This is a genomic window from Streptomyces sp. NPDC051217 (assembly GCF_044455465.1).
Lineage (GTDB): Bacteria > Actinomycetota > Actinomycetes > Streptomycetales > Streptomycetaceae > Streptomyces.
This window is the reverse complement of sequence record NZ_JBITEV010000014.1, coordinates 271,761-287,719: the sequence shown is the minus strand read 5'-3', so window position 1 is coordinate 287,719 and position 15,959 is coordinate 271,761. Positions and strand designations below refer to the sequence as shown.

Sequence of the window (15,959 nt, the reverse complement as noted above, 5' to 3'; positions counted from 1 at the left end):
GCCGCGTCCGCCGCCGCCGAAGGCGGCCTTGATCGCGATCGGCAGGCCGTGCTCCCCGGCGAACGCCACCACCTCACCGGCGCCCGAGACGGGGTCGGGGGTCCCCGCGACCAGCGGGGCCCCGGCGCGCTGCGCGATGTGCCGGGCGGCGACCTTGTCACCCAGATCGCGGATCGCCTGCGGCGGCGGCCCGATCCACGTCAGACCCGCGTCGAGCACCGCCTGCGCGAACTCCGCGTTCTCCGACAGGAATCCGTAACCGGGGTGGACCGCGTCGGCACCCGAGTCCTTCGCCGCCTGAAGAACCTTGGCCACATCCAGATAACTCGCCGCCGGGGTGTCACCACCCAGCGCGAACGCCTCATCGGCCGCCCGCACATGCGACGCGTCCCGGTCCGGATCCGCGTACACAGCCACCGAACCGATCCCGGCATCCCGACACGCACGAGCAACACGGACAGCGATTTCGCCACGATTGGCGATGAGCACCTTGCGCACGATGGACTTCTCCTGACTCGCTCGCACGGAAAACGCCGATTCACCGGGCCGGAAGAATCGGTATCCCGGCGACAGCGCACCGGATATCCGCCCAGCCTCTTCGGTCGCCGACCGCCGTTCAAGGCATTCGAATTCAGGACTCGGTCAGATTCATCAGAGGCGCGGCAGCTATGCCGGTAAACGGCCACGGGAGTGTCAGACGACCGTCAAACAGGCGTGTACGCCGCCGCCGTCGCGCCGCCGCGGTCGTGGTGCCGCGGTCGTTGTGCCGCGGTCGTTGTGCGGCCGGGCCGCCGGGCCGCCGAGAACGCGACAGTCCCGGCGCCGTGGGTGACACGGCTCCGGGACTGTTCGGTCGGATCGGTCGGATCGGTTGTCGGTTTCGGCTTCTGGCTCCCGTCCGCGCCCATGCGCGGTGGGTCGTGCTCAGCCCGCGCCGAGCCGGAAACCGACTCCGCGCACGGTGATGATCCAGTCGCTCGCACCGAGCTTGTTCCGCAGGCTGCTCACATGCGTGTCGATGGTGCGGCGCGACCAGGAGTCGCCCCAGACCTCCCGCATCAGACGTTTGCGCGAGATGACCGTGTCGGGGTGCGAGGCGAGCAGGTACAGGAGGTCGAACTCCTTGCGCGTCACCTCGACGGACCGCCCGGCCAGACTCACCTCGCGCAGGCTCGCGTCTATGCGGAGTATCCCCTGCGAGATGACCTTGGCGACCGCGGGCCGGGGCTGCGAACGGCGCATCACCGCGTCCATCCGGGCCATCAACTCCCGGAAGCCGTACGGCTTGACCAGATAGTCGTCCGCGCCGGCCTGGAGGCCGAGTACGCGGTCGAGTTCGCTGCCCCTGGCCGTCACCGCGATCACCGGGATGTCGCAGACCGCGCGGATCCCCCGGCAGACGTCCAGGCCGTCCAGGTCGGGGAGTTCGAGGTCGAGAAGTACCAGATCCACGTCTTCGTATGCCTGGAGGGCCGCGCCGCCCGTCGCGACGCACTCGACCTGGTGGCCCTGTCGCTGGAGGCCCTTGGCCAGCGACAGGGCATCGCCGGCGTCGCTCTCCACGACGAGAATCCGCCAGGCGGCGGACAGTTGCATGTCCACCCGTGCCGCGCGCCCGTAGCCCGCCTCGGTGGGCAGGGGCCGCTCCGGGGCACGTGGGGCCGGTTTGCGATGACTCAACAGATTTGTCGCACGCTGACTCATTTGATCTCCCCCTAGCGAGTCGAACACAAGATCCGATTCAGGCCAGCTGGACCACGATGAACATACAAACCGCTCGCCTGGTTTGTCAAAGGCCATCCGGTCACCTACATCACAGCACGGAATCAACTCGGTCGATCAGGGGAATCTCCCTCAATTGCCCATATTTCATGGACCCCTTAAGGGGACGAAGTGGTGCGCACCGCTCGAAGCGTCGACACACCGAGGTCCTGCGCCACGCCACTCGGCAGCCGACAAGGAGCCATCCGGGGAGGAGGTAACGGGCTTGACAAACAGTCTTCCCGGTTTGTTAACGTCCACATGACGTCAGCACGCTCCCGATCAGGAGGCATTGTGGACACGTCCGTCGAACAGGTGAGCAAGCCGGACTTCGGCCTGCTGGAGGCATTCATGGGCGAGGGGTTCACGGCCGCCCTACGGGACGGCCTGAGCCGTTCGGCGACCGTCCGGTCCGAACGGCCGACCGCCGCCACCCCGCCGCCGGAGGCCGGCAGGACCGTGCCGAAGCGATCGCGCGGAGGGCTGTTCCGTACGGGAGAGAAGGCCGCGATCCTGGAGCGGTTCGAGGACCGACTTCCGGCCATACTCGACGAACGGTCCCCCGACAGCCCGGCGTCGAGGTCCGCCCTGCGTACCTACGCCCGGACGATCCTGTCGGACGCGGAGGGCATTTCCGAAGGCGGCTCGGGGGGCGTCGCGAAGGAGCCCGCCGCCGGTGCCGCGGTCCACGACCTCCCGACCGGACCCGGCCCCCGGCTCGCCGCGTCCGGGGGCGTCCTGCTCCTGGAGTGCGCGATGGGCCACGTGGCACAGGGAGACGGCCGGCACGCCCCGTCAGCCCGGCGCGCGGCAGCGGTCGCCGAGGCGGTCGGTCGCGCGATACGCGAGCGCGCCGCCGACGACACCCCGGAAGCGGGAGGGGACACCGCCGAGGCGGTGTGGTGCGAGCGGCGCCGGCTGGCCCGGGAGATGCACGACGGGCTCGGCAGCGCCCTCGCTCTGACGCTGCGTCATCTGGAGCTGCACGCGGGCCGGCGGGGCGCGGGAGGCGGGGCCGGCGACCCGCATCTGGCCGCCGCCGAACAATCCGTACGCGACGCGGTCGGCCACACCCGCGCGCTCGTCGGCGGGCTGCGCGAGGAGTCCGCCGTACCGCCGATGAAGGACGCGCTGCGGGCCTTCGTCCAGGAGATGGCTCCGGCCTCACTCACGGTGGACATCGCCACGACCGGCAACGAGCAACTGTTGTCCGACGCGCGGCGCCGCGAGCTGTTCCTCGTCGTACGCGAGTGTCTGAAGAACGCCTTCGCCCACTCCGGCGCGCGCCGGATCACGGTCACGGCGCGGGTGACCCGCTGGTGGGCGCACGCGCGGGTCGAGGACGACGGGGTCGGATTCGACCCTGAGTCCGTCGCCGGACATCACGGCGGCCGGCACGGGCTGCCCGTCATGGCGGAACGGATCCGTGCGCTCGGGGGCCGCTTCACACTCACCAGCACCCCTGGTCTGGGGACACGTATCGACATCCACACACCTCTGCGCACGGAGTCGCGGCCGACCTCCCGGCGGGTCAACCAGCTGACACATCAAGCCAGTTGAGCGTGCGCCCCCGGTCACGCTCCGTCGAAGGGCGCTGCACTCCTTGATAAGATACCAGGAAGTCGGTTTAATACTGAACGACGGGCGGGACGCCCCCTCCCGGGGTGGGCCACGCCCACGGTGCCGACGGTCCTACAGCCAAGGAGGACGAGCCGTGACGAAGCAAGAACGGGCGGCGCGCACACGGGGCGACCTGATCCGCTCCGCCGCCATCATTTTCAAACAGCACGGCTTCGCGAGCACGACGCTGAGCGACATCTGCCGCCATGCCGGAGTGAGCAGCGGGGCGCTGCACTTCCACTTCGACAACAAGTCGGCCGTGGCACAGGCCATCGAATTGTCGGCGGTGCACGCGCTGCGGCGTACGACGCTCGCGGCGCAGCGCGACACCAAGAACGCGCTTCAGGCGATCGCCGACGTCTCGCACGCCCTGGCACGGCTGCTGCTCCAGGACGACGTGGTGCGCGCCGGCTACCAGTTGAACTGCGAGATCGGCCGGCACACCGAGGTGAACCTCAGCGACGAGTGGTACCGCTGCGTCCAGCGGCTGCTCGACAGGGCGGGACGCGAGGGCCTGCTCGCGCCGGGTATCGCGCAGCGCGCGGTGGTCACGACCATCGTGGCCGCGACCACCGGGCTCGAACGGCTCAGCCGGCTCAACGAGGAGTGGCTGTCGCGCTACACACTCACCAGCTTCTGGCAGTTGATGCTGCCGCGGCTGGTGACACCGGAGGCGCTGGGAGATCTCGCGGCAGCCGGTACTCCGTCCCTCGACACGCTCGCCCCGGCCGCCCCACTCGTGCCCTCGGGCGTCGTCCCCCCGTCGCCGGGGCCGCCCGGACCGGGGGTCAGAGACCCGTCCCCCCGCTGACGTCGATGCACTGTCCGGTGATCCAACGCGAGTCGTCCGAGGCCAGGAACGCCACGACGTCGGCGATGTCGGCGGGTCTGCCGACCCGGTTGAAGACCGAGTGGGCGGCCAGCGCCGAGCGTGCCTCGGGTGTCTGTCTGCGGCGCATGTTCATGTCCGTCGCCACGAAGCCGGGTGCGACGGCGTTGACCGTGATGCCGCGTTCGCCGAGGCCCTTGGCGAGGGTCAGGGTCATCGTCTCCAGCGCGCCCTTGGTCATCGCGTACGTCACGGACTCGGGAAACGCGTGCTTCACCACGACCGACGAGACGTTGATGATGCGGCCTCCGTCGCGCAGCCGCTTGAGCCCCTGCTGCACGAGGAAGAACGGGGCCTTGACGTTGACGGCCATGAGGCGGTCGAAGTTGTCCGGGGCTATGTCGTCGACGCGGCCGGAGCCGCTGATCGCGGCGTTGTTGACGAGTATGTCGAGGCCCGGCTCGGCGTCCTCCTCGCGCATGCCGGCGTCGAACGCCCCGTACAGCGTCCCGGCGTCGCCCGGCACCCCCAGCTCGCAGCCGACCGGGAAGGCCCGGCCGCCGCTCGCCCTGATCGCGGCGACCGTCTCCAGCGCGGCGGCCTCGCCGGAGCCGTAGTGCACACCGACCAGCGCCCCGTCCCTGGCCAGCCGTTCCGCGATACCCCTCCCGATTCCCCGGCTCCCGCCGGTCACGAGCGCGGTCTTCCCCGTTAGTATTCGCATGCGGAAATCCCCCCTGCTACGCCGTCAGGCAATGAAATTGGATCAGAGCGGAACGCTCAGAGGAACACCTCCCGTAAGGTTTCGCCAGGAGTTTATCCGACCGTCCGGCGGGCGATCGAGCGAGTTTAAGCGGAATACGGCTTCGCACTTTCGTTGCTCCATTGACAATGGCGTCCGGTTCATTTAATCGCGCCGTAACACGACGCACCGACAAGAAATCCCGACAAAGACCGGTACGCGAGTCCCGACAAGCGTCCGACAACCCCTGTGACACACGTCGGGACATGGGTTGGGGCACGGGTCGTGACAACACACCACGGCAATCTCGCATTATTGTCGCGTTCAACTCTCGCCTGATCCGGATGAAATACGGCATCATGTTTCCGGTGAGCGCGATATTCGTGCCCGGCAGCTTTTTCAGAGACCGTTCCACCGGCCGGAGTGCCGGTCAATCGATGGGACTCGTGATGGACGCTCAGGCATGCCCTTTTCTCGCACTGGATCCCACAGGAAGCGATATACAAGGAGAGATATCCGCACTGCGTGAACAGGGTCCGGCAGCTCGTATCGAACTTCCCGGCGGAATCATGGCCTGGTCGGTCACGAGTTACGACGTGATGAAGGAACTGCTCGTCGATCCCCGGGTCTCCAAGGACGCCTACCGGCACTGGCCGGCCTGGATCGACGGGAAGATCTCGCCGGGCTGGCCGCTCGCGATCTGGGTCTCCGTACAGAACATGGTCACGGCGTACGGCAGTGACCACGCCCGGCTGCGCAAGCCCGTGGCGGCGGCTTTCACCAGGCGCCGCGTAGCGGCTCTGCGCCCGCGGATCGAGGCCCTGATCGGCGGGCTGCTCGACCGGCTCGCGAGCCTTCCGCCCGGTCAACCGGTCGATCTGCGGGCCGAGTTCGCCGATCTGCTGCCCAGCGAGGTGGTGTGCGAGCTGTTCGGGATCCCGGAGGGGACCCGTGCCGATCTGCACGCCATCATCAAGGGCTTCTTCCACACCTCGTGCACACCGGAGGAGGCCGAGGCCAACGGGCGCCGGCTGTACGTGACGATGGCCGAGCTGCTCGCGGCCAAGCGGCAGTCGCCGGGCGAGGACCTGACCAGCGCGCTCGTCGCCGCGCGGGACGAGGACGAGGGCACGGTCCTCAGCGAGAAGGAGCTGATCGACACCCTGATCCTGCTGTTCACCGCCGGGTACGAGACGACGGTCAACCTCATCGGCAACGCGGTGTACGCGCTCCTCACCCATCCCCGGCAGCTCTCCCTGGTCAAGTCCGGCGGCGCGACGTGGGACGACGCCGTCGAGGAGTCACTGCGACACGAGGCGCCGGGCGCGAACGCCGTACTGCGCTACGCGGTCGAGGACATCGCGATCGGTCCGGTGACCATCCCGAAGGGTGACCCCATCGTCATCTCGTTCGCGGCGGCCGGCCGTGATCCGGACCGGCACGGCCCGGACGCCGACCGTTACGACCTCACCAGGGAGAACCGGGGCGACCACATGGCGTTCGGCTTCGGGACCCACCACTGCCTCGGCAGGCAACTGGCCATGCTGGAGGGCTCGTTGGCGCTGGAGGCGCTGTTCGGGCGGTTCCCGGACCTGGTGCTCGCTCACCCCGGGCGAGTCCCCGCGCCGCTGGAGTCGTTCATCTCCAACGGCCAGCGGGAACTGCCCGTCCTGCTGCACGGTCCGGTCAGGGAGGCGTCCGGACCGGCGTCCGCGCGCTGACCGGAGGCGGTGCCCACGGGGCGCGGGCGGTAGGTGACGGGGGCGGCGCGGACGGCCAGGAGACCGTACGCGACCGCCCCCCGTACCAGCCGTCGTGGAGCGGGAAGGAGGCGCCGAACCCCGCCCCGGGGTCGCACCCGAGCCGCTCCCAGAGCCCGTCCTCGGCGAACCAGTGGTCCACCGCGAGCAGTTGAAGGTGGTGCAGGGCGCGCGTGTCGCCGGCGACCAGTTCGCGGGCGGTGGCCAGGTCCACCGTTCGCGACGCCACCGCCTCGCCCGCGTAGCGGCCCAGCGCCGCCAGGATGTCCGAACCGGCCACCGGCTCCGGGTGGTTGAGGTGGTGCACACCGGCCAGGCCCCGCGCCCCGTGCGCGGCGGCCAGCGCGGCGCGGCCCAGGGTGTCCGCGTCGATCATCGAGTGCAGCGAGTCGCAGCCGGTGAGGGTGGCGGACAGGTGCCGCAGCAGGGCCACGAGCCCGCCGACCAGCCATCTGTCGCCCGTGCCGTAGACGAGGTGCGGGCGCAGGACCACTCCCCCGGCGTCCAGTACGTGGCGCTCCCCCGCGGCGCGCGTACGGCTGGTGACGGAGATGGGTGCGAGAGGCAGTGTGCCGGGCGACGCCGCGCGGAACGGGCCGCGGCCGTAGACCGCGGCCGTGCTCACCTGGACGACGGGGACGGAGCACCGTGCGGCCTCCGCCACCAGGGCCCGGGTGCCGCGGTCGTTCACCGCTTCGGCGGTTCGGTCGTCGCCGCCGATGTGGGTGGCGCAGTGGATGACGGCGTCGACGCCGTCGCAGATGCCGTGCAGTGAGTCGGCGGTGGTGAGGTCCCGCCGGATCGTTTCCTCTGCTGTCGCGGCGCCCGGGTCCGGGGCGGCGGCGGCCGGGCGGCGGTGTGTCAGCAGTCGTAACCGGACCCCCGGGTCGGCTCGTGCCGCTTTGGTGACATGGCTTCCTACGAAGCCGCTCGCTCCGGTGATGAGAAACGTCGATGTCATGGTCGCTGTCCCCCCATAGGACGCACGAACCGCGTGCGGACCACGAGATCCGCCGCGAAGAAATCAAGAAGCGCGCAGAGCGCGAGGAGCCCGAAGGGCCCGAAGAATGCGAGGAACGCGGATGACGCGGATGACGCGAAGACCGCGAAGACCGCGAAGAGCGCGGGGAATGCGCGGCGCGTGAGGAATGTGAGAGGTCAGCGCGGGCCGGAACTCGACCGGGGCCGGGGAATGAAGACCTTGGCACGGGCGCGGGGCGCGCTGACGGTGCCCTCGAAGACGGGGTGACCGTCCTGGCTGCCGGTGACACGGACGCCGGCCGTCGCGCGGTCGTCGGAGGGGATCACTTCCGCCTCGATGACGCAGGGCCTGTCGAGCTCCGCGTAGCGGGTGTAGCGCATGTCGAGGCCGGTGAGCAGCATGGGTCCGGTCCGGGTGACCGCGGCGGCGGCCTGTCGTACCGCCTCGACCAGCAGCATGCCCGGGATGTGGTCGTTGGGGCGTCCGAAGAGGGCCGGGTGTGTGGTGTCGACCCGCAGCAGCCAGTTTCCGGGCCGGTCGCCGGCGGAGAGGACGACGTCGTCCGGACTGGCGCGCGACACCTCCTGCGGGGGTATGCCGGGCAGGAGCGGTACGGGCCTGCCCACGGCCGCCATGTGTTCCCCGCGCAGCCGGCGGTAGGCGCTGGCGGAGGTGCAGTGGATGTGTCCCCCGCCGGTCGCGAAGACGCGTCCCCCTCTACTGAGGGTGTAGGCGACCCGCATGGAGCGCAGGCCCTGTCCCCGGCGGCGTATCTCCGAGCAGATGACGTCCATGTCTATGTCGGCCGGGCAGGACCCCAGGGCGAGGCCCGGCAGTTCGGCGGTGTACCGCATCTCGCCCATCACGAAGTGGTCACCGACCGGTACGCCGAACTCGGCGTGGGCCAGCAGCATGGTCGCCTGCCGCATGGTCTCGGCGATCAGCACGGGGTCGTGGTGCGCGCCGCCCACCGGGGTGAACGACCGGTGGGCGAGAGGCCACCGCGCGGTGATGGAGAATCGGTTGTCGGCGAGCCGTGTCCACCCGGTCGGGAGGACATCGGCCGCCTCGGAGCGGTGCACCCACTCCTTGGCGACCTTGACGGTCTGTTCTTCCGCGGCCATGGAGAGGTGAGTGCCGGTCTCGGTGAGGACCGTCGCCTGATCGGCCTGGACTGCTTCGGTGCTGGCCAACTGTGCCTGAATCATTGATTCCGCCTGAAAGTCGTCCGGCAAAGGGGTAGGTGGTGCTGCCCACCTCCGCATAAGATACGTACGAAGCGGTTTTTTTTTCAATACCTGTCGTCACAGACCGACTACAAATCTACGTAAGACAGGAGGGAGCCTGATGGCGCAGCAAGACCGTGCAATCCGGACCCGCCGGTCGATCCTCGAAGCGGCGGCGGCCGTCTTCGACGAGCGCGGCTACAACTCGGCCACCGTCGGCGAGATCCTCACGCGGGCGGGGGTGACCAAGGGCGCCCTGTACTTCCACTTCACCTCGAAGGAAGACCTCGCGCTCGGGGTCCTCGACGCCCAACTGGCGGTCGGACCGTTCCCCGACCAGAGCAGCAAACTCCAGGTGCTCGTGGACCAGGGCATGGTCCTCGCGCACCGGCTGCGCCACGACCCGCTGGTGCGGGCCAGTACCGGCCTGGCGCTGGACCAGGGCGCTCTCGGCATCAACCGCGGCACACCGTTCGAGTCGTGGGTCGCGCAGAACGAGGACATGCTGCGCCAGGCGAAGGAGCAGGGCGAGCTCCTGCCCCATGTGAACCTCAGGGAGACCGCCGAGCTGTTCACCGGCGCCTTCGCGGGGGTGCAGACCATGTCGCACGTGCTGTGCGACCGCGCGGACCTCGATCACCGGATCTCGGTGCTTCTCAGCCATGTCCTGCCGAGCATCGCCGTGCCGGCCGTGCTGGCGAGGCTGGACATGGCACCGGACCGGGGCGAGCGTATCTACGCGGAGATCGAGGCCCTCCAGGAGAAATAAAAACCGACCGATCTGTTTTATGAGTCGCCCGTTTAGTCCCAAAAAGACTCGACGCCTTCCGGGAGCCCCTCACTCAGGAGCGGTACGGAAGGCGTCGAACGGGCAGGTTGAGCGGACGCGCTGATCGGGCTTTTCGGGCGGTAAAGCTGTCAGTGCACCTCAATTGCCCGTTTCAGTCGCTTGTCTCAGTTCGCGGTCCGCTGTGTGCCGGGGCCGCCGTTGATGACAAAGCCCGACCCCGGCTCTATGAGGACATCGCCCTCGGCCGAGTTCGTGATGGTCACGTCCGTCAGCGTCGCACTGCCGCGGGCACCGCCCATCGCCAGGATGCCGGAACCGTTGTTGGACTTGTCGATCGTCACACCGCTGATCTCGACGTCCGGTACGTTGCCGCCACCGTTCTTGAACTGAATGCCGTCATACGTCGAGTCGGAGATCTCGGTGTCCCTGATCTTCACTCCGGTGATGTCCCGGCTCGCCGGGAAAATGGTGATCGCGCCGAACTCCTGGTCCTCGTTCCAGAAGGCGCCGCCCGTACGGTGGAGGGCGTTTCCGGTGAGCAGGGTCTCGCCCGAGAACGGCAGCGGATCGTGGTCGGTCGCCAGCATGATGCCGGGATAGTTGGCCGTGTCGGCGATCAGGTTGTTCTGCACCTTGTTGCCGTAACCGCCGTATATCGCGACGCCGTTGGCCCGCCACGGCAGCTGGATCGTGTTGTTGGTGAACGAGTTGTCGTGCGCGATGTCCACCGCCGGGTCCTTGACGTACCGGTTGGCCCAGACGGCGAGCGAATCGTCGCCCGTGGTACGGAAGGACGAATTGTCCACCGACGAATTGCGGGTGCCGTTCGTGAAGTTGATGCCGTCCGCGTACGTGTCGCGGATGCGCATTCCACTGAACTCAAGGCCGTCGGCGGGGCCCCAGAGCGCGGGGATGTTGTCGTAGTCGCGGCCGACCCAGACACCCACGTTGGCGTGCTCGATCCACACGTTCGAGATCTTGGTGTTCTGCCCGAAGCGGCCGTTCAGGCCCACGCCGCCCTCGGCTCCCCCGCCGCCGCGGATCCGGCCGGAGCCGAAGATCGCGATGTCGGAGATCTGGGTGTTGTCGTCGATGTCGAAGCCGAAGTTGCCCTCGTGCGGGTGGTTGATCCCGCCCGCGTTCTGCGGCTCGGTGAGCGTGTAGAGCTGTGAGTGCCACATACCGGCGCCGCGGATCGTGACATCGCTGATCCCGATCTGGTTGTACTGGCCCTGGTTCTGGGGGTCGTCGGTCAGGATCTTCTGTTCCTGGCGCCACTGGCCCTCCGGGATCCAGACGCAGCCGATGTCGCCGTTCTGGTCGGCGGTCACCGCGTCCTGGATGGCCTTGGTGTCGTCGTTGCCGTCGTCCGGGACCGCCCCGTACTCGGTGATCGAGGTGCACTCGGCCGGCTTGCTCGCCGGGGGCGCCACCTGCTCCAGGTCGATCAGGTCGACGATGTAGAACGACGCGGAGTCGTCCGCGTCGCGCTGGAGCTTGAATTTCGTGCCCGCCGGATAGCTCTTCTCCAGCAGCGCGTGCGACTCGTCGAACAGCCTGCGGGCGTCCGCCTGGGGCGTGTTGGTCAGCGACTCGGGATCGTCGGTGTTGCCGTACAGCCAGCTGTGCTTGGACGACAGGTCCAGCTTCTGTACGAAGGCGCCGTCGGCGTAGAGGCTGAGGGTGGCGTCGATGCCGCCGCCGCCCGGCGCGTCCGGTATGGAGTTGCGTACGACGATCGAGTTGGCGGCGTTGGTGGAGGTGAACTCCACGAACTGCCCGGAGTTGTCCAGGCGCACCGATTCACGGCCGGACGACTCGCTGCCGAAGTTGGTGTGCCCGAAGGTGCGCTTCGGGTCCGCCTCCAGCAACGTGCCGTCGTAGTCGGCGGCTTCGGCCTCGTACTCGACGTACGGGAGGGTGGCCCCGCGCTCGGCCGCGGCCGGTCGCGCAGACGTGTCGTCGGCTTTCGTGGGTCCTCCGGCGGCCGACGCGGACGCGGCGGGCAGGAGTCCGACGACGAGCAGGCCGGTCATGGACATGCCGGTGATCAGTCGTCGTCTCAGATGCTTCGACTTCATGGTGTCCTCTGTTTCCGTGGGGTCGACAGAGTGAGAAATGCCGGTCCGTGGTGGGGGTGGACGGCAGGACAGCGATCAAACAGGACAGAACGCCTGCCCCGATCTTGCAAGAGAACCGCGAATAATTGAGCTTGGCAGTTCAGGTCCTGCGGTCGGGCAGTGAGAGTTTTCAAGCATGTCACGGGTTTGTCAACAGCCCGCGTCAGAGGCCGACTTGGCACGGGGCTGCGCCGGGCGCACGCGCGGAGCGCGAACCCTATGAACTGCCTGTTACCTCCATCGGGCCAACATCACTTGTTTTTCTGGACCTTTCCTCTCGAACACAGCCAGCATTGATTACTGCGAGTAGTCATTCGCTCCGGGTGCGGCGTCGCCGCACCGCGTGCTCCGACCATCCCGAAAGGACCTGGCCGAGCCCCATGAGAGATCCCCGTTCCCGCACCAGGCTGTCCCGCGCTCTCGCGGCCTGCGCCGTCGTCAGCGCCCTCGCGGCCTCAACACTCGCCGGCGCGGCCCCCGTCGCCGCGCACAGCGGCGAGGGGCACCACGACCACACCACCAGGGCGGGCACCGGCCCCGCGGAGAAGCCCGAGGTCGATCCCGCCGAAGTGGCGGTGCTCGGCCGTGAGCACGCCGAGGAGCACGCCACCACGCGCCGGGGCGCCGAGGATCTCGGCACCTACCCGCAGGCCACCCGCACCGCCCGGCTGAAGGCGCTCACCGAGAGCCAGAGGAAGACCAACAGGGGGTACAAGGCCTCGGACTCCGGCGTCTTCAGGGAGTACTTCGACTCGCCGGACTTCGGCGTCCACATCGCCCAGTTACCGACAGGCAAGGTGCTCCTCTTCTCCTTCGAGCGGATCGAGACCGACCCCACGAAGGAGACGGCGCCCACCCAGATCGTCGGCGCCGCCAACCGGGGCCGCGCCTATCTCTGGGACCCCGCGAAAGGCACCGGCGACAGCGCCTTCAAGAAGGTCACCCCGCCCGCCGTCACGATGCCCGACAGCACGGGCATCTCCCGCCCCGCGCCCGTCTTCTGCGCGGGGCACGCCTTCCTGCCGAACGGGATGCTCGGCGTCTTCGGCGGCAATCTCGGCGGCAACGGCGGCTCGGGCGCCAAGCTCTCCTTCGTCTTCGACCCGTGGAGCGAGACCTGGGCGATGAACGAGGACATGTCCGTGGGCCGCTGGTATCCCAGCGTCGTCACGGGCCCCGACGGCCGGATGCTCATCATGTCCGGCCAGTCCGAGCTGGGTTGGGGCACGCCCACCCCGATCGTGGAGCGGTTCCCCGCGCTGGGCGACCCCGTTCCGTATCTCAAGACCGACATCCCCCGGTTCCGACCCGTGGACCGCTTCGGCGCGGACGCGCCGTACAGACTGGACTACCCGCACCTGTTCAGCCTGCGCGACGGAAAGATCTACGGTCTCGGCCGCAGCCACGACCAGCAGTGGCTCTTCGACCCGGTCCGGGAGACGCGTAGCGACCTGGCGCGGCGGCCGGGCGCCGTCGACCGCGGTTACGGCTCGGCGGTCCCGCTCCCCGGCGGCTTCCGCGGCCCGGACTCCGTCCTGCTCCTCGGCGGTGACCGCACGGACCCGAACACCTATCAGCTCGCCGCCGGCAAGTGGAAGACCAAGGAGGCGCGGGCCTTCGGCCGTACACAGGACAACACGCTGCTGCTGCCCACCGGGAATCTGCTCACGGTCAACGGCTCCTACGACATCCGCGACTACGGCAACGGGCAGTACAACCCGAACGCGGACCTGAAGTACCGGCACACGGAGCTGCGGGACGAGAACGGCGACTGGCGGCTGGGCCCCGTCCAGCGGCTGCCGCGCGGCTACCACTCGAACGCCGTGGTGCTGCCCGACGGGCGCGTCATGGTCACCGGCGACGAGGCGCAGCAGATCGCCAACGACCGTGACATCAAGGACGATATGGACGGCACCATCGAGATGTACGAGCCGCCGTATCTGCACAACGGGGCGCGTCCCGGGCTCGATTCCGTACCGTCCGGTCCGCTCACCTTCGACGAGCGGTTCACCGTCGCCAGCTCCACCGCCGACGAGGTGAAGAAGGCCGTGCTGCTGGCGCCCACGACCGCCACGCACTCGGTCAACACCAGCCAGCGCCATCTGGAGTTGAGGATCAAGCGGCAGGGCGACGGCGCACTGGACCTCCAGGCACCGCCCACGGCCGAGGCCGCCCCGCCCGGCTGGTACATGCTCTTCCTCCTCAACGAGGAAGGCGTGCCCAGCGTCGCCAAGTGGATCTCCCTCGTGCCGGGGGCGGGCCGTTCATGACCTATGTGATGGAGCCACCGAGGACGTACGACCCGCCCCGCGCCGAAACCGGTCTGCCGCTGCGGGGGAGCCGGGAGATCCAGGGCGACATCATCGCCGGGGCCAAGAAGGACCATGTCCAGCTTGTCTTCCTCAAGTTCGAGAACGACCGCCTCGCCAGGATCTGGCTGCGCCGGCTGCGGCCCCGGATCGCCACGACCCGCCAGGTCGCGGCCTTCAACGCGGAATTCAGCAGGGCCCGCAAGCAGTCCGGCGGCGACGACCCCAAGGCGCTCAACGCCGTATGGCGGGTCGTCAGCTTCACCTACCCCGGGCTGAAGCTGCTGGCGGGGCGCGACCCCTTCCCGTCCGTCCCGCCCGGCAGCACCCAGGAGGCGTTCAAGCAGGGCCCCGCCGCCCGTGCCGCGATGCTCGGTGACACCGGGCAGTGCGCCCCCGAGCACTGGCTGTTCGGAAACGGTACGGGGCAGCCCGTCCACGCGGTGCTCACCGTCTCCGCCGACCGTCCGCAGGACCTGCGCGTGGCGCTGACGGAGGAGCGCGAGGAGGCCGTACGGCACAAGGTCGTGATCGTCTTCGAGCAGGACGGCGCGACCCTCGAAGGAACCCGGCGGGGCAAGGAGCACTTCGGCTTCAAGGACGGCATCAGCGAGCCGGCGATTCTGGGCTTCGATCCGCCCGACCCGGACAGGCCCGAGCACAAGAAGGGCAGCCCCGGCACCCGGATCATCCCGGCCGGCGAGATCGTCATCGGCTACGAACGCGACGACGGGAGGCGGACCGATCTCCCGGACTGGGCGCGGAACGGCTCCTTCCAGGTCGTACGGCGGCTCGCGCAGGACGTTCCCGGCTGGTGGGCGCAGGTCGCGGCGCGGCTGAACGACCTCAAGCGCGCGGAGGCGGTGCCGCCCGAGGCCACGACCGAATGGCTGGCCGCCCGGCTGGTCGGCCGCTGGCGCTCGGGCACCCCGGTGTCGAAGTGCCCGCACGCGGACACCCCGAGCGACGCGGAGGCGTGGTCGGACAACGACATCAGCTACCGCGCGGATCCGGAGGGCGAGATCACCCCGCTCTTCTCGCATCTGCGCAAGACCAGCCCGCGCGACGGCCTGCTGCTCAACCCGACGGACAAGGAGACCGTTCCGGAGAAGGGCGGTCTCGACGGGCGGCGCATCATGCGGCGCGGTATCCCCTACGGGCAGCCGTTCGACCCCGCCGGCAGTGCGGGCAACGGCCCGGACGCACCGCGCGGTCTGGTGTTCGTCTGCTACCAGGCGGACCTGGTGCGGCAGTTCGAGTTCATCCAGAAGGACTGGGTCGAGGACCCGGACTTCCCGATGCGAAGCCCGGATCCCGGCCGGGACCCGCTGGTGGGCACCGCCACCGATGTCAGCTTCCAGGGCCGTCAGGTGCGCTTCGAGCAGTTCGTCAGGACGGAGGGCGCGGTGTACGCGTTCTCCCCGTCGCTCTCGACCATCGAGCTGCTCGCCGACGGCAAGCTGGACGGCGGCGGCCAGGACGGCGACCGCATCCTGACGGCTCCCTTCACCCTGCGCCCCACCGACGAGCCGGTCAGCACGGCCAAGGCGAAGCTCGTCATGCGGCAGGACGGCGATCTCGCCGTCCTGGACGAGCGGGATCAGGTCCGCTGGGACTCGGGCGTCCCCGGCGGCGGCGGAGTCAGGGCGACCTTCCAGGAGGACGGCGACATCGTCATCTTCACGGCGGGCGACAGACCGGTGTGGAAGTCCCGCACGACCGGCAATCCCCACGCGAAGCTCATCGTCCTCACGGACGGGAACGTGATGATCCGCGCCGCCGACGGCACGGTGGTCTGGCAGACCAACACCGCGCACTGA

General features: G+C 69.0%; 12 protein-coding genes. 6 read left to right on the top strand and 6 right to left on the bottom strand.

Annotated features, from left to right (window positions below; translation table 11 throughout):
- Together ACIBBB_RS28450 and ACIBBB_RS28445 are read right to left on the bottom strand one after the other, a co-directional pair.
- Nucleotides 1–498 (bottom strand): biotin carboxylase N-terminal domain-containing protein (locus ACIBBB_RS28450; RefSeq protein ID WP_398986867.1); only part of this gene is annotated, 498 nt, incomplete at its 3' end.
- Between the two features lie 426 nt (nucleotides 499–924).
- Nucleotides 925–1,704, bottom strand: a complete 780-nt coding sequence (locus ACIBBB_RS28445; protein ID WP_398986865.1) for a response regulator transcription factor — start codon at nucleotides 1,702–1,704, stop codon at nucleotides 925–927.
- Between the two features lie 351 nt (nucleotides 1,705–2,055).
- Here ACIBBB_RS28445 and ACIBBB_RS28440 point away from each other — a divergent pair, with 351 nt between their 5' ends.
- Entirely contained in the window at nucleotides 2,056–3,321 is a 1,266-nt protein-coding gene (locus ACIBBB_RS28440) for a sensor histidine kinase (protein ID WP_398986863.1), read from the top strand.
- A gap of 154 nt (nucleotides 3,322–3,475) precedes the next feature.
- Entirely contained in the window at nucleotides 3,476–4,192 is a 717-nt protein-coding gene (locus tag ACIBBB_RS28435; protein ID WP_398986861.1) for a ScbR family autoregulator-binding transcription factor, read from the top strand.
- Here ACIBBB_RS28435 and ACIBBB_RS28430 read toward each other — a convergent pair.
- Complete coding sequence (locus tag ACIBBB_RS28430; protein WP_398986859.1) at nucleotides 4,170–4,934, bottom strand: SDR family oxidoreductase; 765 nt, start codon at nucleotides 4,932–4,934, stop codon at nucleotides 4,170–4,172. The genes ACIBBB_RS28435 and ACIBBB_RS28430 overlap by 23 nt on opposite strands.
- Before the next feature lie 587 nt (nucleotides 4,935–5,521).
- Here ACIBBB_RS28430 and ACIBBB_RS28425 point away from each other — a divergent pair.
- The gene (locus tag ACIBBB_RS28425) at nucleotides 5,522–6,673 is read left to right on the top strand and encodes a cytochrome P450 (RefSeq protein ID WP_398986857.1); all 1,152 of its coding nucleotides are present in this window, start codon (nucleotides 5,522–5,524) and stop codon (nucleotides 6,671–6,673) included.
- Here ACIBBB_RS28425 and ACIBBB_RS28420 read toward each other — a convergent pair.
- Nucleotides 6,639–7,673 carry an NAD-dependent epimerase/dehydratase family protein gene (locus ACIBBB_RS28420; RefSeq protein WP_398986855.1) on the bottom strand — a complete coding sequence of 345 codons (1,035 nt, stop codon included), beginning with the start codon at nucleotides 7,671–7,673 and terminating at the stop codon, nucleotides 6,639–6,641. The two genes, ACIBBB_RS28425 and ACIBBB_RS28420, sit on opposite strands and share 35 nt — an antisense overlap.
- 197 nt (nucleotides 7,674–7,870) lie before the next feature.
- Nucleotides 7,871–8,902 carry a ScbA/BarX family gamma-butyrolactone biosynthesis protein gene (locus ACIBBB_RS28415; RefSeq protein WP_398986853.1) on the bottom strand — a complete coding sequence of 344 codons (1,032 nt, stop codon included), beginning with the start codon at nucleotides 8,900–8,902 and terminating at the stop codon, nucleotides 7,871–7,873.
- Between the two features lie 139 nt (nucleotides 8,903–9,041).
- On the opposite strand from ACIBBB_RS28415, the gene ACIBBB_RS28410 reads away from it, so the two are divergent.
- Nucleotides 9,042–9,689: a ScbR family autoregulator-binding transcription factor gene (locus tag ACIBBB_RS28410; protein WP_189109114.1), complete on the top strand. Its 648-nt coding sequence runs from the start codon at nucleotides 9,042–9,044 to the stop codon at nucleotides 9,687–9,689.
- A 185-nt stretch (nucleotides 9,690–9,874) separates the two neighbouring features.
- Here ACIBBB_RS28410 and ACIBBB_RS28405 read toward each other — a convergent pair whose 3' ends face one another.
- A complete protein-coding gene (locus ACIBBB_RS28405) occupies nucleotides 9,875–11,791 on the bottom strand; it encodes a glycosyl hydrolase family 28-related protein (RefSeq protein WP_398986850.1) in 1,917 nt (638 codons plus the stop codon).
- Between the two features lie 419 nt (nucleotides 11,792–12,210).
- Between ACIBBB_RS28405 and ACIBBB_RS28400 the strand changes: the two genes are divergently transcribed.
- The gene (locus tag ACIBBB_RS28400; RefSeq protein ID WP_398986848.1) at nucleotides 12,211–14,100 is read left to right on the top strand and encodes a galactose oxidase-like domain-containing protein; all 1,890 of its coding nucleotides are present in this window, start codon (nucleotides 12,211–12,213) and stop codon (nucleotides 14,098–14,100) included.
- On the top strand, nucleotides 14,064–15,959 hold the full coding sequence (locus ACIBBB_RS28395) for a Dyp-type peroxidase (protein ID WP_398986845.1): 1,896 nt from the start codon (nucleotides 14,064–14,066) through the stop codon (nucleotides 15,957–15,959). Before ACIBBB_RS28400 ends, ACIBBB_RS28395 begins: the two co-directional genes overlap by 37 nt.